General features: G+C 58.0%; 22 protein-coding genes, 1 tRNA gene and 1 pseudogene. 19 read left to right on the plus strand and 5 right to left on the minus strand.

What is annotated here, in order from left to right:
* The first annotated feature begins 22 nt into the window (after positions 1 to 22).
* Positions 23 to 99, plus strand: a tRNA-Met gene (locus ACQZ5F_RS18360).
* Here the strand turns inward: ACQZ5F_RS18360 and ACQZ5F_RS18365 are convergent.
* Genes ACQZ5F_RS18365 through ACQZ5F_RS18375 form a run of 3 tightly spaced genes read right to left on the minus strand, consistent with a single transcriptional unit; the run spans position 56 to position 2,460 of the window.
* Positions 56 to 1,753: a recombinase family protein gene (locus ACQZ5F_RS18365; protein WP_448731296.1), complete on the minus strand. Its 1,698-nt coding sequence runs from the start codon at positions 1,751 to 1,753 to the stop codon at positions 56 to 58. The two genes, ACQZ5F_RS18360 and ACQZ5F_RS18365, sit on opposite strands and share 44 nt — an antisense overlap.
* A 13-nt stretch (positions 1,754 to 1,766) precedes the next feature.
* Positions 1,767 to 2,147, minus strand: a complete 381-nt coding sequence (locus ACQZ5F_RS18370) for a helix-turn-helix domain-containing protein (protein ID WP_448731276.1) — start codon at positions 2,145 to 2,147, stop codon at positions 1,767 to 1,769.
* A gap of 1 nt (position 2,148) precedes the next feature.
* The gene (locus ACQZ5F_RS18375; RefSeq protein ID WP_448731277.1) at positions 2,149 to 2,460 is read right to left on the minus strand and encodes a type II toxin-antitoxin system HigB family toxin; all 312 of its coding nucleotides are present in this window, start codon (positions 2,458 to 2,460) and stop codon (positions 2,149 to 2,151) included.
* Positions 2,461 to 3,440: 980 nt separating this feature from the next.
* Between ACQZ5F_RS18375 and ACQZ5F_RS18380 the strand changes: the two genes are divergently transcribed.
* From ACQZ5F_RS18380 to ACQZ5F_RS18445, 14 genes are all read left to right on the plus strand, one after another.
* Entirely contained in the window at positions 3,441 to 5,507 is a 2,067-nt protein-coding gene (locus ACQZ5F_RS18380) for a ParB/RepB/Spo0J family partition protein (protein ID WP_448731278.1), read from the plus strand.
* 132 nt (positions 5,508 to 5,639) lie between these two features.
* Positions 5,640 to 6,089, plus strand: coding sequence for a hypothetical protein (locus tag ACQZ5F_RS18385; RefSeq protein ID WP_448731279.1), 450 nt, complete (start codon positions 5,640 to 5,642; stop codon positions 6,087 to 6,089).
* A 639-nt stretch (positions 6,090 to 6,728) separates the two neighbouring features.
* The gene (locus ACQZ5F_RS18390; protein ID WP_448731280.1) at positions 6,729 to 7,040 is read left to right on the plus strand and encodes a DUF736 domain-containing protein; all 312 of its coding nucleotides are present in this window, start codon (positions 6,729 to 6,731) and stop codon (positions 7,038 to 7,040) included.
* A gap of 652 nt (positions 7,041 to 7,692) precedes the next feature.
* Positions 7,693 to 8,538: a DUF932 domain-containing protein gene (locus ACQZ5F_RS18395; protein ID WP_448731281.1), complete on the plus strand. Its 846-nt coding sequence runs from the start codon at positions 7,693 to 7,695 to the stop codon at positions 8,536 to 8,538.
* Between the two features lie 308 nt (positions 8,539 to 8,846).
* Entirely contained in the window at positions 8,847 to 9,044 is a 198-nt protein-coding gene (locus ACQZ5F_RS18400) for a transcriptional regulator domain-containing protein (protein WP_448731282.1), read from the plus strand.
* An 88-nt stretch (positions 9,045 to 9,132) separates the two neighbouring features.
* Positions 9,133 to 9,678, plus strand: a complete 546-nt coding sequence (locus ACQZ5F_RS18405; RefSeq protein ID WP_448731283.1) for a DUF2285 domain-containing protein — start codon at positions 9,133 to 9,135, stop codon at positions 9,676 to 9,678.
* 118 nt (positions 9,679 to 9,796) lie between these two features.
* The gene (locus ACQZ5F_RS18410; protein ID WP_448731297.1) at positions 9,797 to 10,066 is read left to right on the plus strand and encodes a helix-turn-helix transcriptional regulator; all 270 of its coding nucleotides are present in this window, start codon (positions 9,797 to 9,799) and stop codon (positions 10,064 to 10,066) included.
* A complete protein-coding gene (locus tag ACQZ5F_RS18415) occupies positions 10,067 to 11,143 on the plus strand; it encodes a replication initiator protein A (protein ID WP_448731284.1) in 1,077 nt (358 codons plus the stop codon). It begins immediately after the preceding gene.
* 235 nt (positions 11,144 to 11,378) lie between these two features.
* A complete protein-coding gene (locus ACQZ5F_RS18420) occupies positions 11,379 to 11,549 on the plus strand; it encodes a hypothetical protein (RefSeq protein ID WP_448731285.1) in 171 nt (56 codons plus the stop codon).
* Positions 11,546 to 12,121: a DUF2840 domain-containing protein gene (locus ACQZ5F_RS18425; protein WP_448731286.1), complete on the plus strand. Its 576-nt coding sequence runs from the start codon at positions 11,546 to 11,548 to the stop codon at positions 12,119 to 12,121. Before ACQZ5F_RS18420 ends, ACQZ5F_RS18425 begins: the two co-directional genes overlap by 4 nt.
* Entirely contained in the window at positions 12,118 to 12,663 is a 546-nt protein-coding gene (locus tag ACQZ5F_RS18430; RefSeq protein ID WP_448731287.1) for a S26 family signal peptidase, read from the plus strand. The genes ACQZ5F_RS18425 and ACQZ5F_RS18430 overlap by 4 nt, the downstream gene beginning before the upstream one ends.
* A gap of 67 nt (positions 12,664 to 12,730) precedes the next feature.
* The gene (locus ACQZ5F_RS18435) at positions 12,731 to 13,078 is read left to right on the plus strand and encodes a DUF736 domain-containing protein (protein WP_448731288.1); all 348 of its coding nucleotides are present in this window, start codon (positions 12,731 to 12,733) and stop codon (positions 13,076 to 13,078) included.
* Between the two features lie 4 nt (positions 13,079 to 13,082).
* Positions 13,083 to 14,048 carry a lytic transglycosylase domain-containing protein gene (locus tag ACQZ5F_RS18440; RefSeq protein ID WP_448731289.1) on the plus strand — a complete coding sequence of 322 codons (966 nt, stop codon included), beginning with the start codon at positions 13,083 to 13,085 and terminating at the stop codon, positions 14,046 to 14,048.
* A 1,240-nt stretch (positions 14,049 to 15,288) separates the two neighbouring features.
* On the plus strand, positions 15,289 to 16,404 hold the full coding sequence (locus tag ACQZ5F_RS18445; protein WP_448731298.1) for a DUF3363 domain-containing protein: 1,116 nt from the start codon (positions 15,289 to 15,291) through the stop codon (positions 16,402 to 16,404).
* Between the two features lie 219 nt (positions 16,405 to 16,623).
* Here the strand turns inward: ACQZ5F_RS18445 and ACQZ5F_RS18450 are convergent.
* Together ACQZ5F_RS18450 and ACQZ5F_RS18455 are read right to left on the minus strand one after the other, a co-directional pair.
* Positions 16,624 to 17,079, minus strand: a pseudogene (locus tag ACQZ5F_RS18450) (recombinase family protein); the annotation flags it as partial.
* Positions 17,080 to 17,287: 208 nt separating this feature from the next.
* Complete coding sequence (locus tag ACQZ5F_RS18455; protein ID WP_448731290.1) at positions 17,288 to 17,860, minus strand: recombinase family protein; 573 nt, start codon at positions 17,858 to 17,860, stop codon at positions 17,288 to 17,290.
* A 367-nt stretch (positions 17,861 to 18,227) separates the two neighbouring features.
* Between ACQZ5F_RS18455 and ACQZ5F_RS18460 the strand changes: the two genes are divergently transcribed.
* The 4 genes from ACQZ5F_RS18460 to ACQZ5F_RS18475 all read left to right on the plus strand — a co-directional run bounded on the left by ACQZ5F_RS18460 (position 18,228) and on the right by ACQZ5F_RS18475 (position 21,056).
* Positions 18,228 to 18,464 (plus strand): hypothetical protein, encoded by a 237-nt coding sequence (locus tag ACQZ5F_RS18460; RefSeq protein WP_448731291.1) that lies wholly within the window; start codon positions 18,228 to 18,230, stop codon positions 18,462 to 18,464.
* Positions 18,461 to 19,612 (plus strand): EAL domain-containing protein, encoded by a 1,152-nt coding sequence (locus tag ACQZ5F_RS18465; RefSeq protein WP_448731292.1) that lies wholly within the window; start codon positions 18,461 to 18,463, stop codon positions 19,610 to 19,612. The genes ACQZ5F_RS18460 and ACQZ5F_RS18465 overlap by 4 nt, the downstream gene beginning before the upstream one ends.
* A gap of 260 nt (positions 19,613 to 19,872) precedes the next feature.
* Positions 19,873 to 20,520 carry a hypothetical protein gene (locus tag ACQZ5F_RS18470; protein WP_448731293.1) on the plus strand — a complete coding sequence of 216 codons (648 nt, stop codon included), beginning with the start codon at positions 19,873 to 19,875 and terminating at the stop codon, positions 20,518 to 20,520.
* On the plus strand, positions 20,517 to 21,056 hold the full coding sequence (locus ACQZ5F_RS18475) for a helix-turn-helix domain-containing protein (RefSeq protein ID WP_448731294.1): 540 nt from the start codon (positions 20,517 to 20,519) through the stop codon (positions 21,054 to 21,056). Before ACQZ5F_RS18470 ends, ACQZ5F_RS18475 begins: the two co-directional genes overlap by 4 nt.
* Positions 21,057 to 21,098 lie beyond the last annotated feature (42 nt).

Raw genomic sequence — 21,098 nt, forward strand, 5'->3', positions numbered from 1 at the left:
CCATAGGGATTTACGCTGGTAACGCGGGGTGGAGCAGCCCGGTAGCTCGTCAGGCTCATAACCTGAAGGCCGCAGGTTCAAATCCTGCCCCCGCAACCACTGATACCGACACTCCCGTGAGTCCAGCTCCGGGAGTTTTCGTTTTTTGAGCCTTTTCAATAGTTTGCCGTTCAATCCAGTTCAGGATCGTACCTAGTTCTCCGTACAAGAGAGCGTCGATTTCGCCCCTTGCTTTACCAGGTGAAAGGATGATCTTTTCGATTAAGGTCCGCAGGACTTCTGCAGCCTGCACTCTGTCCTCCGGCTGATTGAGTGTTGCGGTGAGATCCGCTACTTTTTTCGCGTAGATTGCCGAAGCACTTGGCAACAAGTCGGGCACATCTTGCGGACTCTCAGCCAGAAGCTCTCTCAGTTCGTCCTTACGAGCTTCAAGCGCGTCCATCTCGCACTTCATACTGGGATGGAACATGCCTTCCTTGATCGCCTCGATCATTCCTCGGATTTGCTTGTCGACCTTGGCCTGTTCCGCTCGCCAAACCTCTGCATTCGACCGCCGCTCGCGGTTGAGGCGATTGATCTCTCTGGCATAAGCGCGCATCGCTTCTGCAGCGACTTCCGGCGCCATCATACGATCTTTAAGACCGGCGAGGACGCGTCGCTCCAGCTCATCGCGTGGAATTGTTCGGCTGTTGTCGCACGTCCCCTTACTAATATGGTTTGAGCAGGCGAAGCGGTCGGCGCCGCGCAGTGAGTAGGGGCCTCCGCAGCAGGCGCAGAATATTAGACCAGAGAGCAACGACTTCGGGCGCCGTGCGCCGTTTAATCGGTTTTCAGCGTGGTGCTGACGGACCGCCTCGGTAACATTGGCGGATCGGCTGGCGATCAATTCCTGTCGCGCGCGGACGGCCTGCCACAGCACGTCGTCCACGATGCGAAGTTCAGGCACCTCGGTGATAATCCATTCGGACTGCGGGTTTAGCCGGGAGACACGCTTTCCCGTAGAGGGATCTTTGATGTAGCGCTGCCTGTTCCAAATCAGCTTGCCGATATAGAGCTCGTTGTTAATCAGGCCGGTTCCGCGCTTGACGTGTCCTCGGATCGTCGTATCGCTCCATGGCCTCCCGTCCGGACCGGGAACGCCTTCCTCGTTCAAAGTCCGCGCAATTGTCCGCGGCCCGACCCCATCAGCGAAATCCTGGAAGATGCGCCGAATGGTGTTTGCTTCTTGCATATCGATCTCTCGATCACCTCGTACCGGCTCCCCGCGACCGTCTAGTTGCTTGACGACTTTGTAGCCATAGCAAAGACCGCCGCCTGATTTACCACCTTCAACCCGGCCTCTAATTCCACGATGGGTCTTTGCGGCGAGATCTTTGAGGAACAAAGCGTTCATTGTGCCTTTGAGGCCGACATGTAATTCATTGATTTCACCCTCAGCTAGCGTCACGATCAGCACGCCAGCGAACTTGAGATGTTTATAGAGGGTGGCAATGTCGGCTTGATCGCGAGATACTCGGTCTAGTGCTTCCGCTAGTATGACGTCGAAACGGCCGGACTGCGCGTCTTGCAGCAGAGCCTGAATACCCGGCCGCAAAATCATGCTCGCGCCTGAGAGGCTCGCGTCCTTGTAGGTGCCAACGATAGTCCAGCCATCGCGCTTTGCTTGTTCGCGGCAAATCCGAAACTGATCTTCGATAGAGGCTTCTCGCTGATTATCTGAAGAGTAACGGGCATAGATTGCAACACGTGTCATCGGGTGCTCCAATTCATGCAGAAGGTTCTAATCGGCTTGGCCGGATCAGAACATCAGCCGAAATGCCGAGGCGCTCATGTAGTTGACGGATCATTTCTATAGAGAGACCACGCCGGCGGTTCAGTATCTCGGACGTGCGATTACGCGTGCCAAAAATCGGCTCCAGGTCTTTACGCGTTAGGCCTTGCTGCTCCATTCTGAACTTGATTGCCTCTACCGGATCCGGTGGATCAATAGGGTAGTGCTTTGCCTCGTACGCGTTGATAAGAGTGGCCAACACTTCGAGTCTATCGCCTCTGGTTGTTCCGCTTTTTGAACCCCATAACTTATCTACTTCGGCAAGCGCCTCAAGATAGTCCGTCTCCGTCCGGATCGGTTTAAGTTCAGCAGGCATCTTAGTTCCCCGTACCGTATGTCCGATTGTGTTCGTCGGGTGTTCCGATCCACCTGATCCACACAATTCCCTTCTCGAAATCGACCTTCACATCAAGGCAGTAATCAGTTCCGAGGATGTTGAAGACGATGTGCCCGGCACTCAATGTCCGCGCCGTGGGATACAAACTCTTCACTTCTCCGATACTGGTCCAGCTTGCTCTGCCAACTTCTTCCACCCAGGCGCTTAGAGCACTGCTTGCGGCCAACTGACCTCCCATTTCATCGAGACTGTCGACAAACTGCTGCAGGACCCGACGGTCGATAACTATCATTTCCACCTCAATGATGATCCCGATTTGGGATCGTGTCAAGCATCGATGTTGCCGCGCGTTCTGGCGGGCGCGCGGCGGGAGGATTTATCTTTGGGAGCCCGGATCCGTAGCTCTGGATGGGGAATGTGAAGGGTACAGTCATCTAGACGCGACTGTAAGGTTATTCGCGACGGAATTCGATGCCCCAAGGTTCACGCGATCGAGTATGTCGCGGCGGAATATCAATCCACCCTGCGCTTCACCTCTACACGATTCTTCTCCGCCCGAAGATGGGCAATGTGTTCCCTTGCAATCTGTCGCCCAATCAGGCGGGCTATCTGCAAAACCGCGTCATGGCTCGCGTGGAATAAGTGACTCCCGCCGTTTTGTATTTCAGCGGTTTGGTCCTCATCGGTCCCTATCTGGTTGCGCTTCGGTGCCATCACTTAACAATCCAACTTTTCCACTTCATGGGCCATGAAGCCTTTCGGCAGATTGCTTGAGAAGAGGTCTGACGCTTGCGTGCGGAGATTGGCGCTTCGATCGCGTAAAAAGGACTGTTTTCTCTCGCACACGAGCTTGTGCCAGTTGAGCGCGGGTCCAGCACAAGGCCACCGTCCAGCGGGGCCGACCAACGACGCGTGCCGAGTTTTTGATCGCGTAATGGAGATCAGGATGTTCGACGTCAGCCTCAATATTCGGGCATATCCTGATCCGGTCCTTTTGCCCCGCGGTCGCTTTCGCTTATGCGAGGCGGGTGGCTTAGGGGTCTCCCCCCAGCGCGGCGCAAGGGATCGCTGACGCTCGTCCAGGACGGTATCCCCGACCTTCCGCGCGATTGTACCGGAACAACTATCAGCATTAGCTGACTTTCGCTTGTGCAGGACGGGTGATCCCCCTCCGTCCCGGCCGCCCTTGCACCTCGCACCCCCCGGTCTCGCCGACGGGCAGGGTTGCAGCGCAGCGCTGCGCTTCAACCCAAGCCCAAGAGGATTAAGACCATGAAGAATATCATCACAGCTGAAACGACAATCACTGTTCGCGAGGCTCCCGTAAATGAGAACGGCGAGGTTCTCCTGATCCCGTTAAACAAGCTCAAGAAATCGCCAAAGAATGCCCGCAAGACCGCGCATAGCCACGCCCATATCGAAGCTTTGGCGGCGAGCATCGGTGCAAAGGGGATGCTCCAAAACTTGGTCGTTGAGCCAGACACGAACGCCAAGGGCGAGCCGACCGGTTCCTATCTCGTCACCATCGGTGAAGGCCGAAGGCTTGCACAATTGCTTCGTGTGAAGCGCAAACAGATCAAGAAAACGGAGCCGATCCGTTGCGTTCTCGATATCGAGAATGATGCAGCCGAAATCTCTTTAGACGAAAACGTGACCCGTGAAGCGATGCACCCCGCTGACCAGTTCGAGCGTTTCCGCGAGTTGGCCGAGAACCGTGGGTGGGGCGCGGAGGAAATCGCAGCGCGCTTTGGGGTCACAGCTCATGTTGTAAAACAACGGATGCGTCTCGGCGCAATTAGCCCAAAGCTGATGCAAGTCTATCGCGAAGGCGGTCTGTCGTTGGACCAGTTGATGGCGTTTGCGATCACCGATGACCACGATCGCCAAGTGCATGTGTTCGAAAACCTCTCCTACAATCGAGATCCATCCTATATTCGGCGAGACCTGACGAGAATGAATGTAGCCGCGTCTGATCGACGCGCGCGCTTTGTAGGAGTGGAAGCGTACACGGAGGCTGGCGGGAGCGTTATCCGTGATCTCTTCACGGAGGATCAGGGAGGATATTTCGAAGATGCCGCACTACTGGACAGACTCGTCGCTGAGAAGCTGGAGAGCATTGCTGCCAAAGTGCAGGAAGCCGAGGGTTGGAAGTGGACCTCCGTCCAGATTGATTTTCCCCATGCACACGGCATGCGCCGGACTTACCCGCACGCAGTAGCCCTATCCGAGGAAGATGAGGCCGCCTACGCTGTTGCGCAAGACGACTACGTGCGGCTTTCGTCGGAATACGAGGGTTACGACGAACTTCCGGACCATGCGGATCAACAATTTGGCGAACTCGAAACGCTGATCGAACGGCTCGAAGCGAAACGCCATGCCTACGATGCAAAGGACACCATGCGCGGCGGCGTATTCGTCATTCTCAACCATGATGGCACCGCGCGGATTGAACGTGGCTTTATTCGCCCCGAGGATGAGGCGGCGGAGCTCAGCGAGGATGGTGAGGCAGTGATCGACGGTGTTCGCGTCAACGGCGACGGCGAGATTATTGAGGACGAAGACGCTGACGAAAGCGAGGAATCGGACACGTCAATGGAGGCCGAGGATGCAGTAGACGACACGAAGCCATTGTCGGACCTGCTAATTCGCGATCTGAGCGCGCATTATACGCTTGGCCTTCGCCTTATCGTAGGAGAGCAGCCGGAAATGGCATTGGTCGCCGTGGTCCACACGCTAGCGGCGCAGACCTTCTATAGGGGTTGCGGCGAAGCGCATTGCCTCGAAATCCGTCCCACTAGCGCCTACCTTGCTACCTACGCCGACGGTATCGAGGACACGGCAGCCGCGAAGATGCTCGCAGATCGTCATGCGGAATGGGCGGTGGATATGCCACGCGATATTGCTGACCTTTGGTCCTTCGTCGCCGGTCTTGATCATGCCAGCCTCATGGCGCTGCTGGCCCATTGCGCTTCGCTCACGATCAACGCTGTCAGGTTGCCTTGGGAGCAAACGAAGCGCCGGACCAACGATACGGCCGCAAAACTGGCAAGCGCGGTCATGCTCGACATGTCAACCCATTGGACCCCCACTGTTGGAGCCTATCTTGGTCGCATCACCAAGGCTCATATTCTCGCTGCGGTGAAGGAAGCGCATGGCGATGGCGTGGCGGACCGACTGAGAGGCATGAAGAAAACTGAAATGGCTCAGGCCGCCGAACATCTTCTTGCTGGAACAGGTTGGCTCCCGTCGCTTCTGCGTACAGAGCGCCCCGAGTGGTCACAAGCGAACGAAGAGCTTATCGAGCCAGAACACGACGCGTACATGCAAGCCGCTGAGTGAGCATCGAGCCGGGGCCGCGCAGGCGGCCCCGGTCTTACTGTGTCCATCCCGCCAAAATTTTCGGTCGCACGGGCGATCCCCGCGCGACCGGACCGACGGCCACGAAGGCCATCGGCGAAGGAGTGATATGCCATGATAGTGCTTCCATTATTGGCTCTCGTTTTGCTGATCGGTCTGTGTTTCGTTGTGTGGAGACTTGCGGTTTACGCGCTGCCATTCATGCTCGGTCTACAGGTGGCGCAATCCGCCTATGCTTCCAGCTCCTCATTCGTCGGTTCCTGCACTGTCGGCTTTGCGGCAGGAATCGCGACCTACGGGTTGCTGGTGACACTCATCCTGGTGCTACGTCCGACAATCGTGCGCATCGGCTTGGCGCTCGTCTTTGCTTTGCCTGCTGGTGCAGCCGGTTTTGCGCTTGTTCATGGGATGACCACCGAGGCGGTGTCGTCTGACGCCTGGCGCATAGGTTTTTGCCTGCTCGGCGGCGGCCTCACTGGTATGTCTGCACTGATGCGATTGGCTTCTGACATTTGCGGAGATCGCGGAGCTTGCCGCATGTTCAGGCCACGCTTTCGGGCATGATGGCACGGAAGTCACACGGCGAGACAATCAGCAGACAGGAAGAACCCGGGTTTCTCTCTCCGGCACGACCGAAACTCGAACCGGCCTATCCGCAAACTGAGAATGGCGAGCTTCGAGGCCGCCAAACGAGTCGCGCTCAATTCCACTGATGGTTCTTCCAGCTGACCTTGAGTACTTTAGGCACAACTGGTGAAGAGAATGGAACAAGCATTTGGCGGCTTGCGTCATATTCTGCGGCCCGCTGAGCTGTCTCTTCTGCATCATGTTGTGGAGAGGGACCCTTAAAAGCAACCCTTCTAAGCCGTTCTTCTTCCAACTTGAGAGAGCTGTCCAATCGTTGCCACGACGCGATTTCCCCACAACCAGCTGTCAGACCCACGTCCACGCAGGACTCGATAGAGCTGGTCTGACCGAAGAACGATCTCGCGAGAGCTCAATCTCGATCTTGATCCCGCAACGTTCGCTGGCTGCCTTTTTCCCCTGCCGCTACGCGGCATTCCTTGCCCGCCAAAAAGGCCGCCTTCGGCCGCCCTCCACTCCGTTACGGCCCCGCAGGGGTGCAGGCCGATCGTCCCCGGTCGAACGACCGCTATCGAGGCCGCGATGGGCGCGGCTCGGAAAGCAGAAGGACATCACATCATGGCAACGATCGGAACATTCACCCGCAATGAAAACGGCTTCACTGGCTCGGTTAAGACCCTCAACCTCAACGTAAAGGCAGTCAAATTTGTCCCGGCCGAGGGCGAAAACGAAAGCGGCCCAGATTTCCGGGTCTTCACCGGAACCATAGAATTCGGAGCCGCATGGAAGAAGCAATCAGACAAAGGTAATCCTTATCTCTCGGTGAAGCTGGACGATCCTTCATTCCCAGGTCCGATCTACGCAAGCTTGGTCGAAACAGAGGGAGAGGAACTGGCCCTCATCTGGTCGCGCCGCCGCTCGACCAACTGACACCGGTTCCAAGGGCCCCGCGAAAGCGGGGCCTTCCCATGCTCTGAACCGCACCTCTGGTGGCTGCGACGGCTGGCGCCAAACGCGGCACCCGCCTTACACAGCAGATCAAGTTGGTTGCAGTTTCCTGGTTTGCATTGCGATCGCCTCGTGCTGGAATAACGCTGCAGATCGAATGAGCGCTTGCTCCATTAGAGAGCGATAAACCGGGGGGTGTTGAGACGAGACGGCCGACTTCGTCTGTGGCCGAGAACAAAGGCGCACATGTTCCTTGCTTCCGAAGTGTCGTGAGCGGTGCGAGAACGATATCGAAAGCGAACTACCGACGAAAATTTCACGAGGGATTGGCGTCCTCTACGAGACGCGCTCTCGGCTGCGCCGGAACCACGCCATGGTCGCGTTTCCGCCATTCGGCTTCGATCACTGACGCACAAAGCTTGGGGGTTCTGCCCCCAGGCGCGGCGCAAGGGATCGCTTCGCTCGACCGGAACGGTATCCCCAACCTTCCTCCACGTCGTTCCTCCGTTCCGTGCAGGTCGGGCGATCCCCCTCCGTTCCGGTCGCCCTTGCTCCTTGCACCCCCCGGTCTCGGCGACGGCCAAGGTTGCAGCGCAGCGCTGCGCTCCAACCCAAGCCAACAAGGAATAGGACCATGACATTTCATCACCTCGCCACTCGGTTCGGCCGAAACTCCCATCAGATCAGCGGCCGTGAAGCTCTCGACAACGAAGCGCTTTTCCGCCACGTACCGTCCGTGTTCGCCCGCGAAGCACATGGCAGCAGGTCCGAGCGCTACGTTTATGTTCCCACCATAGACATTGTGGAAGGCCTTCGACGTGAAGGGTGGTTCCCATTCTTCGCCGCACAGGCGGTGCCTCGCGACGGCGACCGCATCGGTCACGCCAAACACATGTTGCGCCTGCGCAGGGATGACGGCATCGGCAAGCCGGAGGCGGCAGAGGTCATCATCGTCAATTCGCATGACGGAACATCGAGCTACCAGATGTTTGCAGGCATACTCCGTTTCGTCTGCACAAATTCCATGATTGCTGGTGAGCGTTTTGAGGAGGTGCGCGTTCCCCACACAGGTCGCATTCAGGATCAGATCATCGAGGGTGTTTATACCGTTGCGGAAGATTTCCCCAGATTGATCGACGCCACCGAGACCATGAAGGAAACCGTTCTTTCTCCCGCTGAACAGATTGTGCTTGCCGAAGCGAGCCTCGTCGCCCGCTATGGCGAAGAGGAAAGCCCAATACGTGCAGACCAGATCATCCAGCCGCGCCGTCGAGAGGATATCGGGCAAAGCCTTTGGCAGACCTTCAACGTCATTCAGGAAAACCTCGTTCGCGGCGGCTTGCAGGGTCGTCGCCAGACCGCTGACGGGCGCATCCGACGGAGCCAGACCCGCGCCATCAATGGGATCGATCAGAACGTTGGCCTCAATCGTGCCCTATGGACGCTGGCCGAAGGTATGGAGCGGATCAAATCCGCCTGATTTCAGAAAGAGCCGTGAAGCCGCACTTCGGTCGGACGGCTCTGGACCTCGCAGTGATTGTGGATGCCAACATTCGCGCCGATCCGCACGTGCGGATCGGCAAGGCTTAATGCGTTGAAGAAAACGCCGCTCGCCGGGCTCCGCCCGGCTCGCGACACACTCTCACGGATTGCTGAGAGTCCTTACCGACATTGATTGTGTTGCACGATCAACGTATCGGAAAACAGTATCTCCTAAACTGACCCATGGGTGTTCAAGATGCTTCACTCCAGCGCCGCGTAACAGGTGCAGGAGTGAAAGGTGACGCCATGTCGAGTTCTAATTGGCGCGCGCCGGCAGCTTATGCCGATAATGAGCATATCTCCGCTGCTGGCTTTGCTTGGGAATATCTCCGGCGCGATCCCGAATACCAGCGCGCCTTCCGCCTCGTAAGCGCTACTGCCAGCCTTGACGAGGCGACCCGAAATGCATTCTGCGAGCGCTGGGGGTTACGATTTCCCGGCTGATCCAGCGCAACCGGCAAATCTTGGCTCCCCATTCTGGCGACCCGACCTAATGCCAGCCGCTCTCCAGTTGCGTGCGGATTTATCCACAGTGGACGACCCAGCCGCAGTACCCATAAGCCTCGCAAATCTACGCGATCTCGATGTTCGCAATGACCTCGACGAAACCTGGCACGCGATCTGGCGCGTCGCCGATGCAACGCACCAGTTCTGGAGCGCAAGTGCGCCGCCAAGCGAAGCGATCCGATACTTCGTCATGCTGCCCCTCGACGCGCTCGTCGAGCTTCGCATTGAAGCGCTTTTGCGTTTATGGAGAGCACTGACCGGTCGGCCCGTCGGGAAACGTTTACACGATCTTCCAGCTCAGACCCGCGACCGCCATATCCTCATCTTGCGAGCCATGGATGGCCGTAGCGACGGTGCAAGCCATCGTGAGATCGCCGAGGCGCTCCTCGGCTTTCGAGGAAGTAAGGCGGATTGGGAAAACGATCCACGCCGAAACCGGACGCGGCGCTTGATCAACGACGGCGAATACTACAGGCGCGGCGGCTATCGTGATCTTCTACGCTATCCGCTCCGCGTCCCAACCCCCAAGCCTGACCTTAAGAAAGCGCCGTCGCTTCAAGCTCCGCTTTGAGGGCCGGAATCGCGACCCGGCAAATCCGGCCCGCTCGCATCTGCCGGTTCTCCGCCATGGTTCGCCATATCCCGCCGTCGCAGCCGACGGCCCGATACAAACGAACGGAGAACCGATGATGATTGACCCCAAAACGGGACTTCCACCCAGATACCTGCGCACACCCGACGCCGCGCGGTTTCTTGGAATTTCCATCCGCACCCTGGAAAAGCACCGTACCTACGGTACCGGTCCGCTCTACCGAAAGATCGGTGGGCGTATCGTTTACTCTTTAGACGACATTCAAGCCTGGACGTCAGCGGGCATTCGCAAGTCGGCTTCAGAGATAACCGCGACACGCGTTTTCCCAGCCCGCCCGCTCACGGCAGCCGAAAAGGCGTCCCGGTGAATGGCAGGCTTTCCTCATCAGAGCCGCCATCGCCTCACCAGCGACAGCGAGCGCCATCGGCTCGATCCTTTTGTGATTGCCACCGGCGACGCAAGCCCTCGCGATCAGCGTGACCTTATGGAGCGTCCTTTCTTCTCACTCGCCAAAGCCAGACGCGTCGCTCCCATTCTTTACGAAGTCGGTGATCAACGCGTCGAGGTTCACGCGCTTCCCGAACACGGGATGGCCACCATATGGGATGCCGACGTGCTCATATGGGCGGCGTCGCAGATTGTCGAAGCCGAAAACCGGGAACTGCGGACATCACGTTTTTTGCGCTTCACACCCTATCAACTCCTGCAAGCGGTCGGCCGCGCAACCGGTGCGCGCGAATATCGGTTGTTGAAAGGTGCTCTGGCCCGTCTGCAATCGACGGTAGTTCGCACCACGATCCGCCATGGGGAGCATTGGCGTCGGCATCAATTCTCCTGGATCAACGAATGGGAAGAGCTGACTACGCGTAATGGAAGGGTCGAGGGCATGGAGTTTGTTTTGCCCGACTGGTTCTATCGCGGAGTCGTTGACCGGTCTCTGGTCCTCACAATCGATCCGCTATATTTCAAATTGACCGGCGGCATTGAACGTTGGCTCTATCGCGTCGCTCGCAAGCATGCCGGCCACCAGAAACATGGTTGGTTGTTCGAGATCGCTCACCTACACCAGAAGTCAGGTAGCCTTGCGCGCATCTCCGATTTCGCATTGGATTTGCGCAGAATAGCCTCCCGTCAGCCGCTTCCCGGTTATCGCATCGACATCTGGCGCGACGGACGTGGTGAAATGCTGCAAATCTTTCCTTCGAACTCCCGCACAGTGCCTGTGAACAACGCTGTGGAAACACTCGTGACTTCCGGCGCAAAGGGTATCGTGACTTCGGGCGCAGCACCGTCGGGATTTCAGGCGCACGAGCGGCAGCTAAGGCTCTGGCCGGAAACGGAGATTTCGGCCGCTAACTTAGAATCTAACAAAGAATATAACTCTTCTTCTTTGACGCGCGCACGCACGAAGGCAAGTGCCGGTGCTAACCGGCGAGGTGCGTGATGGTCGTCCCGCACCCCAATCAGATCTGCAGTTTAAGCAGGTCACTTCTCACGCAAATTACCTTTGGAGAATGGGCGCAGACATCGGCGGACTCTGTGCCAATGGCTGAGGACCGTGCCTCAACAGAATTCACTAACTCGGTAGGTGCGATCAACGCTCTCAGGGCCGGAAGGACGTTCCAATGAAGAGGGATTGCCCCAAACACGACGGCAGGTCGATGCCCGCGAAGCAGCCATTGCACGACACCGAAAACGCCAACTTTGCCGCGCGGCTCACGATCGACGTGACACCAGAATTGCGCGGTCGGATCAAGATCGCAGCATTCCGGCAGGGTCTGACGGCTTCAGCTTTGCTGCGTGAGCTCCTCGAGCGAGGAATCTCTGCGGTTGAAGGAGAGCAATCATGAGAAGCAATTCAGCTTCCAGCGCGTCCGCAGCACTGCAGCGGAGCGAGCCAGCATCCAATGACTTCACGCGTGTCGAGTTGACCCACATCCAAAAGCGTGTCGAACACTGGATCAGGTTCGGTCGTCCTGCTGACGAAAAGGTTCTCGACCGGCGTCGCCGCGTTCTTGCCTTTCGACCGGACAGCGTCTTCGCCTTCGTCCGGTGGGCGGCCAATGACTACGGCACGATCATCTCCAGGATCGATATCGTGCGCGCCGTCGCGTCAGGGGAGCCCCATCAAACGCTGCCGTTCGTTCGCCCTGGCGGCGACATACTTCTGAAAATCACCGGCTGGCCGAAGGTAGAACAGGTACTTCGCCATATCGATGCCGTGGAACGTCTTGGTCTCGACGCGTGCGACGTTGCGCCAGACCACTGGCGACATGTTGGCAATCGAATTGTCGCTGGGGAAACGCCGAGACCGTACACACTCGACCGTCATCAGGCTTGGCTCAAGCGCTGCGCAGTGTTGCTCCAATCACAAAAAGGACCACAAGGACGTGATGACAAATCGGACGAGGCGATGCGATGAGCCGCTTCTCCTATTTTTTGATGACGTCTGCCTCCGTGATGGGCGTTTCTATTCCCGCTTACCTTCCAACGTCGCACCATCTCATTTGGAACGCGTCGGCCAGTGTACCGATCGGGCTATACGTCATCAATTCGCCGAGCGCTTTGAAGGTCGGCGACCTGGTCGCATTCATGCCCGAGGAGTCGCTAGCCGCTTTCATGGTGGGACGCGGATATGTCGGGCGCGACATACCCTTGATCAAACATGTGGCTGCTCTTCCAGGTCAGCAGGTCTGCCGGGCCGACAGCACCGTAACCGTAGACGAAATGTCGGTCGGCGATGCTCTCGACCGCGACCGACAAGGTCGACCGCTGCCTGTCTGGCGCGGCTGCAAACGCGTCGCGGAAGGGGAGATATTCCTGATGAACGGCAGCGTGCCGGACAGCCTGGATGGCCGTTATTTTGGCACGATCCGGTCTCGCGCCATCCTCGGTAGGGTAAGCCCCGTTTACACCGTCGATGACGGTGACGGCAGGTACATCTGGCGCGCAGCCGCACATTAAACCGCTTCGCCATCGGTGCGAGCGGTGCGCGCCGAGGCTACTCCCTGTCACCGCCGGAGCAGTCATCATGCCTCAAATCGGTAAGTTCATTCGCATGCAGTCCGGGTTTTCCGGTCGCATCCAGACGCTCACATTCGTGCGCGACATCGTCATCGCGGCGGCCGAGGCTTCCGACGCTGAAAGCGCGCCGGACTACCGTGTTCACATCGCTGCCAGCGAAGGCATGGAACTCCTTCAGGAGATTGGGGCTGCGTGGAAACGCACTGGCGAAAGGGCAGGAGACTACATCTCAGTCGTCATTGACGACCCCGCCTTGCCGCAGCCAATCCGCGCAAACCTGTTCTGCGATCGTGACACTGGCAATGAATGGTCTCTTCACTGGACACGCCCGGTCAAGCGCGACGCGAAGGACTGAAACCATGCGGAATTTCAGCCCTTCCGCCTGTGTGAATACACTGAAAAAGCTCATCCCTCTGTTCGCGACTAAGCCGTATCATCCCTCCGCCCCGCTCGACTTTCCGTCGGTCGACGCGCGCAGCGAAGGTCAAGGACGATCGAAGATCGGTGCGGCGTACGCATCCTTGACGGCAGTGAGCACGCTGGCAAACTCGCCTTTATTCGCGAAGGGATCGCATGTCAGAAGCGCTACGATCGTACTTGCGTGCGCTCTGCACTGTACGACGATACCGGATTTCGTCCGGGCAGAGGCCGCGCCCATCACCCGCGCATCAGGCGGCAACCTCTACCTCGATCATATAACAGTCGCGGCGAAGCGTTTTGATGTTCCGGTCGGATGGATCGCGGCAATCCTCCATGCTGAAAGCCGCGGGCGACATCGCGCAATATCCCCCAAGGGCGCAATTGGGCTGATGCAAATCATGCCCGCCACCTGGCAGTATTTGCGCATCCGTCACAGTCTCGGCAATGATCCATTCGATCCTCATGACAACATTCTCGCTGGCGCTGCTTATATTCGTGAATTGTTCGACCGCTACGGTTCGCCCGGTTGGATTGCCGCCTACAATGCTGGCCCAGGCCGTTACGAGGCGTCACTCAAGGGTCGTCAGCTTCCTGCAGAAACGAGAGCCTATCTCGCCAGTGTCGCGCCGAACATTGACATCGGCAATGCGGGCGGCAGCGTCACCACCGTGACGGTTGATCAATTTTCCTGGACCGGCGCACCGTTGTTTATTGCACCATCGGAGCGCGGTCCCGGTGCCGATCGCGAGCAGCACATGCAATCATCTCACGACAATCCGCAGGCTATTGATTCAGCACTTCCAACAGCTGTCGTTCCGTCGACGAACGCGCGCGACGTTTCAGCCATTGTACCACGCTCCGAGGGACTGTTTGCGGACCGGGCGAGAGCAGGCTCCAATCCATGAAGCCCACAATTCTGTCATTCGTGATGCCTTTCGCTCCGCAACTAGGGGCGACGAGTGGATAACTTTCAATGAGGGGAAGGGCGCAAAGGGTGCGGGAAGGGGAGGGCAAGATAAAGGGAACTGGCACTGTGCCAGGCCCCGTTCCGGGACAAGCCCTTGTCTGCACACTGTTTAGGGAAGCGTGTTGCGGCACCACGCTCTCCTTAGTTGGAGTGCCGCAATAGTCTGCAATGCCAACGCCCGCCGGGCTTTCGATGGCACTCCGGGAGGTTGTTCTGCAGTTTTTGCTCATTCTTGCAGGATCGATGCCATGAAAAACAACGACGACCCCAAGTTCAGAGTGAGACCCGGCCGCATCCGCACCAACGGCGACAATGTGGGCCGAACAAAAAGCTTCTTGACGAAAGCAAAGGCGCTTTCCCGCCAGCATGGAAAGAGCGCTACAACGCTCACGTCTCCCTCGTTATCGCGCCCCTCCAAAGACAGGAGAACAATCGCGCGAAGGCAGGCCGGCCCCCGCGTCAAACGGGGTCGAGGCTCAGCTTTTGTCCGGTCGCGTCTCCTCGCTGGTGGATGGCGTCACAGCGCACCGGGAATGCGCCGCGTAGTGGTCAAGGCGCGCTACGTCGAGAATGCTGGGCGCACCGGGAAAGCGGCTGCACATCTGCGCTATATCCAGCGTGATGGCACCTCGCGGGAAGGTGAGCGGGGTCAGCTCTATTCTGCGCGCGAGGATCAGGCAGACGAACGAGCCTTCCTCGAAAGGGGAAAAGGCGACAGACGGCAATTCCGTTTGATCGTCTCTCCCGAGGACGCCACTGATCTAGTTGACCTCACGAGCTATACGCGGGAACTGATGGCGCAAGTCGAACTCGACCTCGGTACCTCACTCGATTGGGTAGCGGTCAATCATCACAACACCGGCCATCCCCACGTCCACGTCATTGTTAAAGGCACAGACGATCGGGGCGAAAACCTCGTCATCAGCGGTGACTATCTTGCGAACGGTATCCGCGAACGCGGCAGCGAACTGGCGACGCTGGAGCTCGGTCCCGTCACGGAAATCGAACACCGCCGCAAGCTGATCGCTGAAATCGATCACGACCGCTTTACGAGCATAGACCGGGCGTTGATCGATGTGGCGGATTGCCGCTTCATCGACCTGCGTCCCTCGCCGCATGATCTCGCCAGCCAAGCGGAACGCACGCTGCGACTGCGGCGCCTCAGCAAGCTCGGCCAAATGGGGCTTGCCACAGAGCACGCTCCGAACGTTTGGGAGCTTGGCGAGCAAATGGAAGCGACCTTGCGCGAGCTGGGTGAGCGAGGCGACATTATCCGAAACATGCAGAAAGCACTGCGAGCGGAAGGCAGGGAGTGCGACCCGCTAAGCCTTGTCATCCACGATGCTGCACCGCCAACGCAAATCATCGGTCGTGTCATCGACAGACACCTGAACGACGAGCTCGGCGAGAGCCTGTCGCTTGTGATCGATGGCACCGACGGGCGGACACACTATGTTTCTGGATTCGATGCGGCTCGCCAGGAAAGCGTGCGCTTGGGCAGCATCGTTGAGATCAGCTCAACGAAGCTCGGCCGCCCGGTAGATCAAACGATCGCCGGAATGGCCGAAAACGGCGTCTACCGGCCGAGCCTGCACGTCGAGCAAGCTCGCTTCCACGGAAAAGTCCCAGGTGGAGATGACAAAGGTTTTGTTGACGCGCACGTGCGGCGTCTGGAAGCTCTGCGTCGCGTCGGTATCGCTGAGCGCATCGACGCAGATACGTGGCGTATCCCCCACGATTTTGCGGCAAGGGCCGCCGATTACGACGCTGGTCGTGGCCGCGCCAATATCCGTCTTCTCTCCAATTTCGATCTCGAGCGGCAGATCGCGTCGGACGGTCCCACTTGGCTCGACCGGCGTCTCATCGGATCCCACACCGCCGAACTCTCCAATCACGGTTTCGGCAGCGATGTGCGTGAGGCCATGATACGGCGACAGGAGAGACTGATTGAACGAGGGGATGCTGCTCGGCAACAAGACGGGACCGTTCGCTATCGAAGCAACCTGATCGCTACCCTTCAAGAGCGCGAGGTCGCTCGGATCGGCGCAGCGCTCGCGATAGAAAAACAACTGTCGTTCCGGGCGGCAGTCGATGGAGAAACCCTGACGGGAACGTTCTCCGGCACTCTCCAACTCTCCGATGGGAAGTTCGCGATCATCGAAAGGAGTCACGAGTTCACGCTCGTGCCCTGGCGCCCTGTAATTGACCGCCAGCTCGGCCGGGAGGTTGTCGGAATTTTCGATAGAGGCTCGGTGTCCTGGCAACCAGGGCGGCAGCATGGGCTGAATCTCTGACTGCAGCTTTCCTGCAAACTGACCCAGGTAACGACGGAGGGTCCGCTCCGACACGTCGAACCGCTCTGCAACCTTGCGGATGTTTGCGTTGTAGAAGTGCATTGCTTGCAGAACTTGCGCGAGTTGGTTTGCCTGCAAAGCCTTGGGTCGACCCAATGCCGCACCTCGAGCCCTCGCCTGCGCAAGTCCTGCGCGGGTCCGTTCACTGATAACCGCTCGCTCAAACTCGGCAAGCGCTGCCATCATGTGAAACATCAAGCGTCCACCGGGCGAGCTGGTGTCGATGTTTTCCATGACCGACCGGAAATGAACACTGGACTTGCCAAGCCGGTCAATCAGGTCGACCAGTCCCGAAAGCGAGCGGCCGAGCCGATCGAGCCTCCATACGATCAGCGTGCCGCCGGGCTTGAGGCTCGCGAGCGCCGCATCAAGCCCATCTCGATCAAAGCGTGATCCTGAGCAACCGTGGTCCTGGTAGATCCTGTTGCAACCCAATGTCCGCAAGGCCTCGACCTGCATGTCGAGACGCTGCTCCTCTGTTGATACCCGTGCATACCCTACGATCATGGTCCTCCTAACCCCAACCATCGTGCGGCGACGGTCGGGATCGAGACACTGTTCAAGGGCAGGCGTGAATGCCGGCACGTTGGTGCTGATCGACCGTGCCTGTTCCATTTCTACCCTGTCGGAGGTGGGATACTGATCTGTCGGTCACCATTTCCGGCACCTGGACAGGCGACCAGCAGATAATCATTTCTCTGGGTGCGTGGTAAGAATAAAAATCCGTATCGTAAAATTTTTACTTCGGGAGGGGGCGCTTTTTAAAGGAATCTATTGTCGACTTCTAAAGACTTTCTGCCGCCTGCATGCACCCGATACGGGCCTAGCCCGGATTATGGGGTGTAAGCCTGTTGATGTGGCGTTGGAGCGTACGAGGCGAAACCTTGAGTTCGCGTGCGATCCTTTTCCGGCTGGCGCGACCGCGCTCAATCTCTTTCTTCGCAACGTGGACTTGTTCGGGTGTGAGGACAGCAGGACGCCCGAGTTGCCGACCATCCGCCTTCGCCGCGGCCATTCCCGCACGAGTACGCTCACTGATAATCGAGCGCTCGAATTCCGCCAGCGCCGCCATCAGATGAAACATAAATCGGCCTCCAGGTGAGGTCGTGTCGATCTTCTCCATCACAGACTGAAAATGAACCTGCCGATGACCCAGCTCGTCCACAAGTTTAACGAGGCCTGACAAAGACCGGCCAAGTCTGTCCAGCCGCCATACAACAAGCGTATCGCCGGGATTGAGCTCACTCAGCGCATTCTGCAAACCCGTTCGACCAAAATGCGAACCCGTTTGACCCAAATCTTCGCAAATCATGTCACATCCGGCCTGTTCGAGCGCCTGAACCTGCAGATTGAGTTTCTGATCTTCCGTCGAAACGCGCGCATATCCGATAATCATTTGAGACCTCTTTTGTCTGTGTGAGAAGATGAAGACGGTTTAAGAGCTGCAGACCCCACGCCTTACGCGGCAAAAGGGGTGAATCTCCCGTCTCAAATGTTGACATTAAGGTTCCTTTTTGCCGGTACGTCCGCCCAGCAGCTCATCGAGTTAAAAACCTAACGATTCCAATGGCCGAGAAGTCGGAAATACGCGGAATCGTATAATCATCTTCTTATTGCCCAAATCGAACGTTTTTGACTGGCAATATATTCATCAAAAACAACAACTTAATTTGCTCCAGGCGATTTCGTTTCGGCCGTTCTGCCGTCACGATTTCCCGAGTTAAAGCATACGCGTCATTGTGGCTTCGCGTTGAGGTGTCGCTATGACCCGGCACGTGCCAAAATTTCCAGTCGATGAGGTGGAAAGCCGGCATCACGGGCGGTCCGAGGTTGTCATCTCAATCAGCGCAGGCGGTGTTTCCGGCGCTATAATTGGATTCTTCCTGGCAGGTGAGCTCAGGCTGGCGGTGGGCGTCTTTGCGGCCCTAACCTTGGGCCTGCTCGCGGGCTGGTGGGCGCGCGGCGTTTCGATCAAGGGCACGCGCGAGGGTGTCGAATGACGATCGACACCGTTTCATCGATGTATTGTCAGCCCGACAGCAATCTTGCGACGCGGTTGAGTGTCGAGGTGAGAAACCATCCCGACATCGTCAACGCTTATGGCTGGCACTTTGCTGTCCGGGCGGTACGCGCGTTGTCCGCCTCGGTCGCTGAGGCTTTCGGCCAAGGCAGCACATCTCTCCGAGCGGATGGTCTTCGGCGCTTCATCGATATCGATCTTCCTGTTGCCGAGAAAGAAATTGGCGCTCGCGTCGAGGCTTTGCTTGTGGCGCTGGCAAGCGAGCCTGTTGTCATCGAGGGAGTTGCCGTACTCCTCGCGCTTTGTGTGAGCTCTGAATGTTCGCAGACATACAGCCCGGCGGATCGAATTGTTGGTTTCGTCTTCCGGCAACACATGGAAAAGGCTGTCGCGGCCCATGAGGCGATACGGTCGGGTCGCCTCACGTTCGAATTCGAGCCGGTTCGCGCCGCTGATGCCGAAAGCGTTCTCTACTGGGAAGCGCTCGCACGGATGATTCCATCCGATGGCAGTAACCGGCATATCTCTCCGGGCGCCTTCATACCCTCTCTCGAAACACTGGGTCTGACGCGCATCTTTGACCGGCATGTGGTGTTGATGGCGATCGATGTGCTGCACACCAATCCCGCAGTACGGATCGGATGCAATATTTCGGCACTAAGCGCGGTCGACGATGAATATTGGCAATCGGTCTACACTGCGCTCGCGGAGCGACCACACGTCGCTTCACGCCTCGTCATCGAGATCACCGAAACGGCGAGTATTCCCAATCTGTGGTTGGCGCAGTCGTTCGCCTCATGCCTCAAGCAACTTGGATGCCAAGTCGCGCTCGACGACTTTGGTGCAGGCCACACGTCAATCGCGCAAGCGGTGGCCCTGCGGCCTGACGTCATCAAAATTGATCGGTCCTGCTTGCGCGAATCCCGCAGCCAGGTCTTTGGCTGCGAGCTGTTTGTCCGTTTAATTCAACTCTGCGCCCACCTTGCAGCGCAGGTCGTCGTTGAGGGCGTTGAGGATGAACATGATGTTTCCTTCGCTCACCTGTCAGGCGTCCGCTGGGTACAGGGTTATCACATAGCCGCATCTGTAGCACGCACCCCCTCAAATTTTGGGGGTTCGCAGCCATGAGGTCGCACACTCTTCCCAACTGGTCCGTGCTCTCGGGTTCGTCAGTTCTTTGTACGGGCACCTCACTGGCAGGCCTCGCTCATAAGTACGAAAGGCTCCCGACTGACGATGCTCAAAGCGTCATTCGGTGGTTGTCTTTGATCCGCCCCCTTCAGGCGCCGAACGACTCTCCCTGGATGCAGCTCCATCACTGCCGGATGCGCGCGAGGGAGGTTCTAGACCATCCGGAGATTGGCCTTCCGTCCGATCCAGCGTGCGACTTGGTGGCGATTTATGAGGCTGCGCTTTCGGCCGGTTTCGACGACCTCTTCTACTGCGTGCCAGAGGGCGTGGGCGAGTTGTTTGGTTGTGACGTGCCGGAACATGCAGCAGCGCTCGGTTGGCGTCATGGCGCAGCAATACGGGAATGGTGGGCCAGCTATGCAAGGCTTGTCGATGTCTTACTCGGCAAAGGTCAATTCATGAGCGAGACTCCCGAAGCCGAAAGTGACGAGACGTGCGACCGCTTGAAACGGCGGGACTCGGTAACTCCGTCATCGCACCAGCGCGCTTTCCTTCTCGCGCGCAGGCTCCGCCATTTCTCGCAATCGGTAATCGTGTTGACGGTTTTCCTAGGCGGCGCGCTGTTCGCTCTGGGGTTGACTGTCATCGCCGCTCATCTGGTCGTGCTCTGGATTGCAGGCTCCGTCATTTTACTCGCGCTCAGCAAGCTCTTCGGTGAACCCCAGGAAAAACAATCTCCATCACGCAGACTCCGTCCGATAGGCGCACTCACCTGCGTCGCCATCGCTGGCGTGGCAGCAGTTGCCGGTAGTTTTTTCCTTGTCGGCGTGCCTTACGCCGGTGGATTGGTGTTCGCGGCCGCAGTCATCTCGGTCACTCTCGTTCTTTTAGCGGGCGCGCAATGACGATGGTGCGACCCTTTGGAAGGCGAGGAAATAGAACTCTCAGCGCAGGACTGCCGCGCGTCTCGCGGCCATTTGGAAAGCTTGGTCTGAGCGGCCTCGAAACGCCTGACCAAACCGCGTCAAAGTCGCAATCCTGCAAAAAGCCGAATTGCAGACAAGCCGTTGATACCGAGCACCATCTGCAGGGCGGCGACAACGCGGTTCTAAGCTTTGATGAGGCGGCCGGGCTCTATGTCCTGACAATTACAGCTCGAACATTGTCCTACACCGTAACCACGGCTGATGAAGGAGTGCTGCTCGATCAGCTCATCGTTCATTGTGCGTTTAGTCACAGCTGCCCGCTCTGGTCTTTAGCCCAACGCCATTCCGCCCTGATTCTGGAAACGCTCCGCCAGCATCGGTTCAACCGCGACCGAATGGCGGAAGTGCTCGGCGTGTCGGTTCGCACGATCCAAAGCAAAATCCGGGGCTTTCGCGACGAAGTCGCTGACGGAGGAACGGCGGGTGTCGGCCCCTCGTGCGGCTCGCCGCCTTGAACCCGACCACTCAGGATCGTCCTGCACAACACACTCATTTCG

The sequence above is a fragment of the Agrobacterium sp. 22-210-1 genome (genome assembly GCF_053522525.1).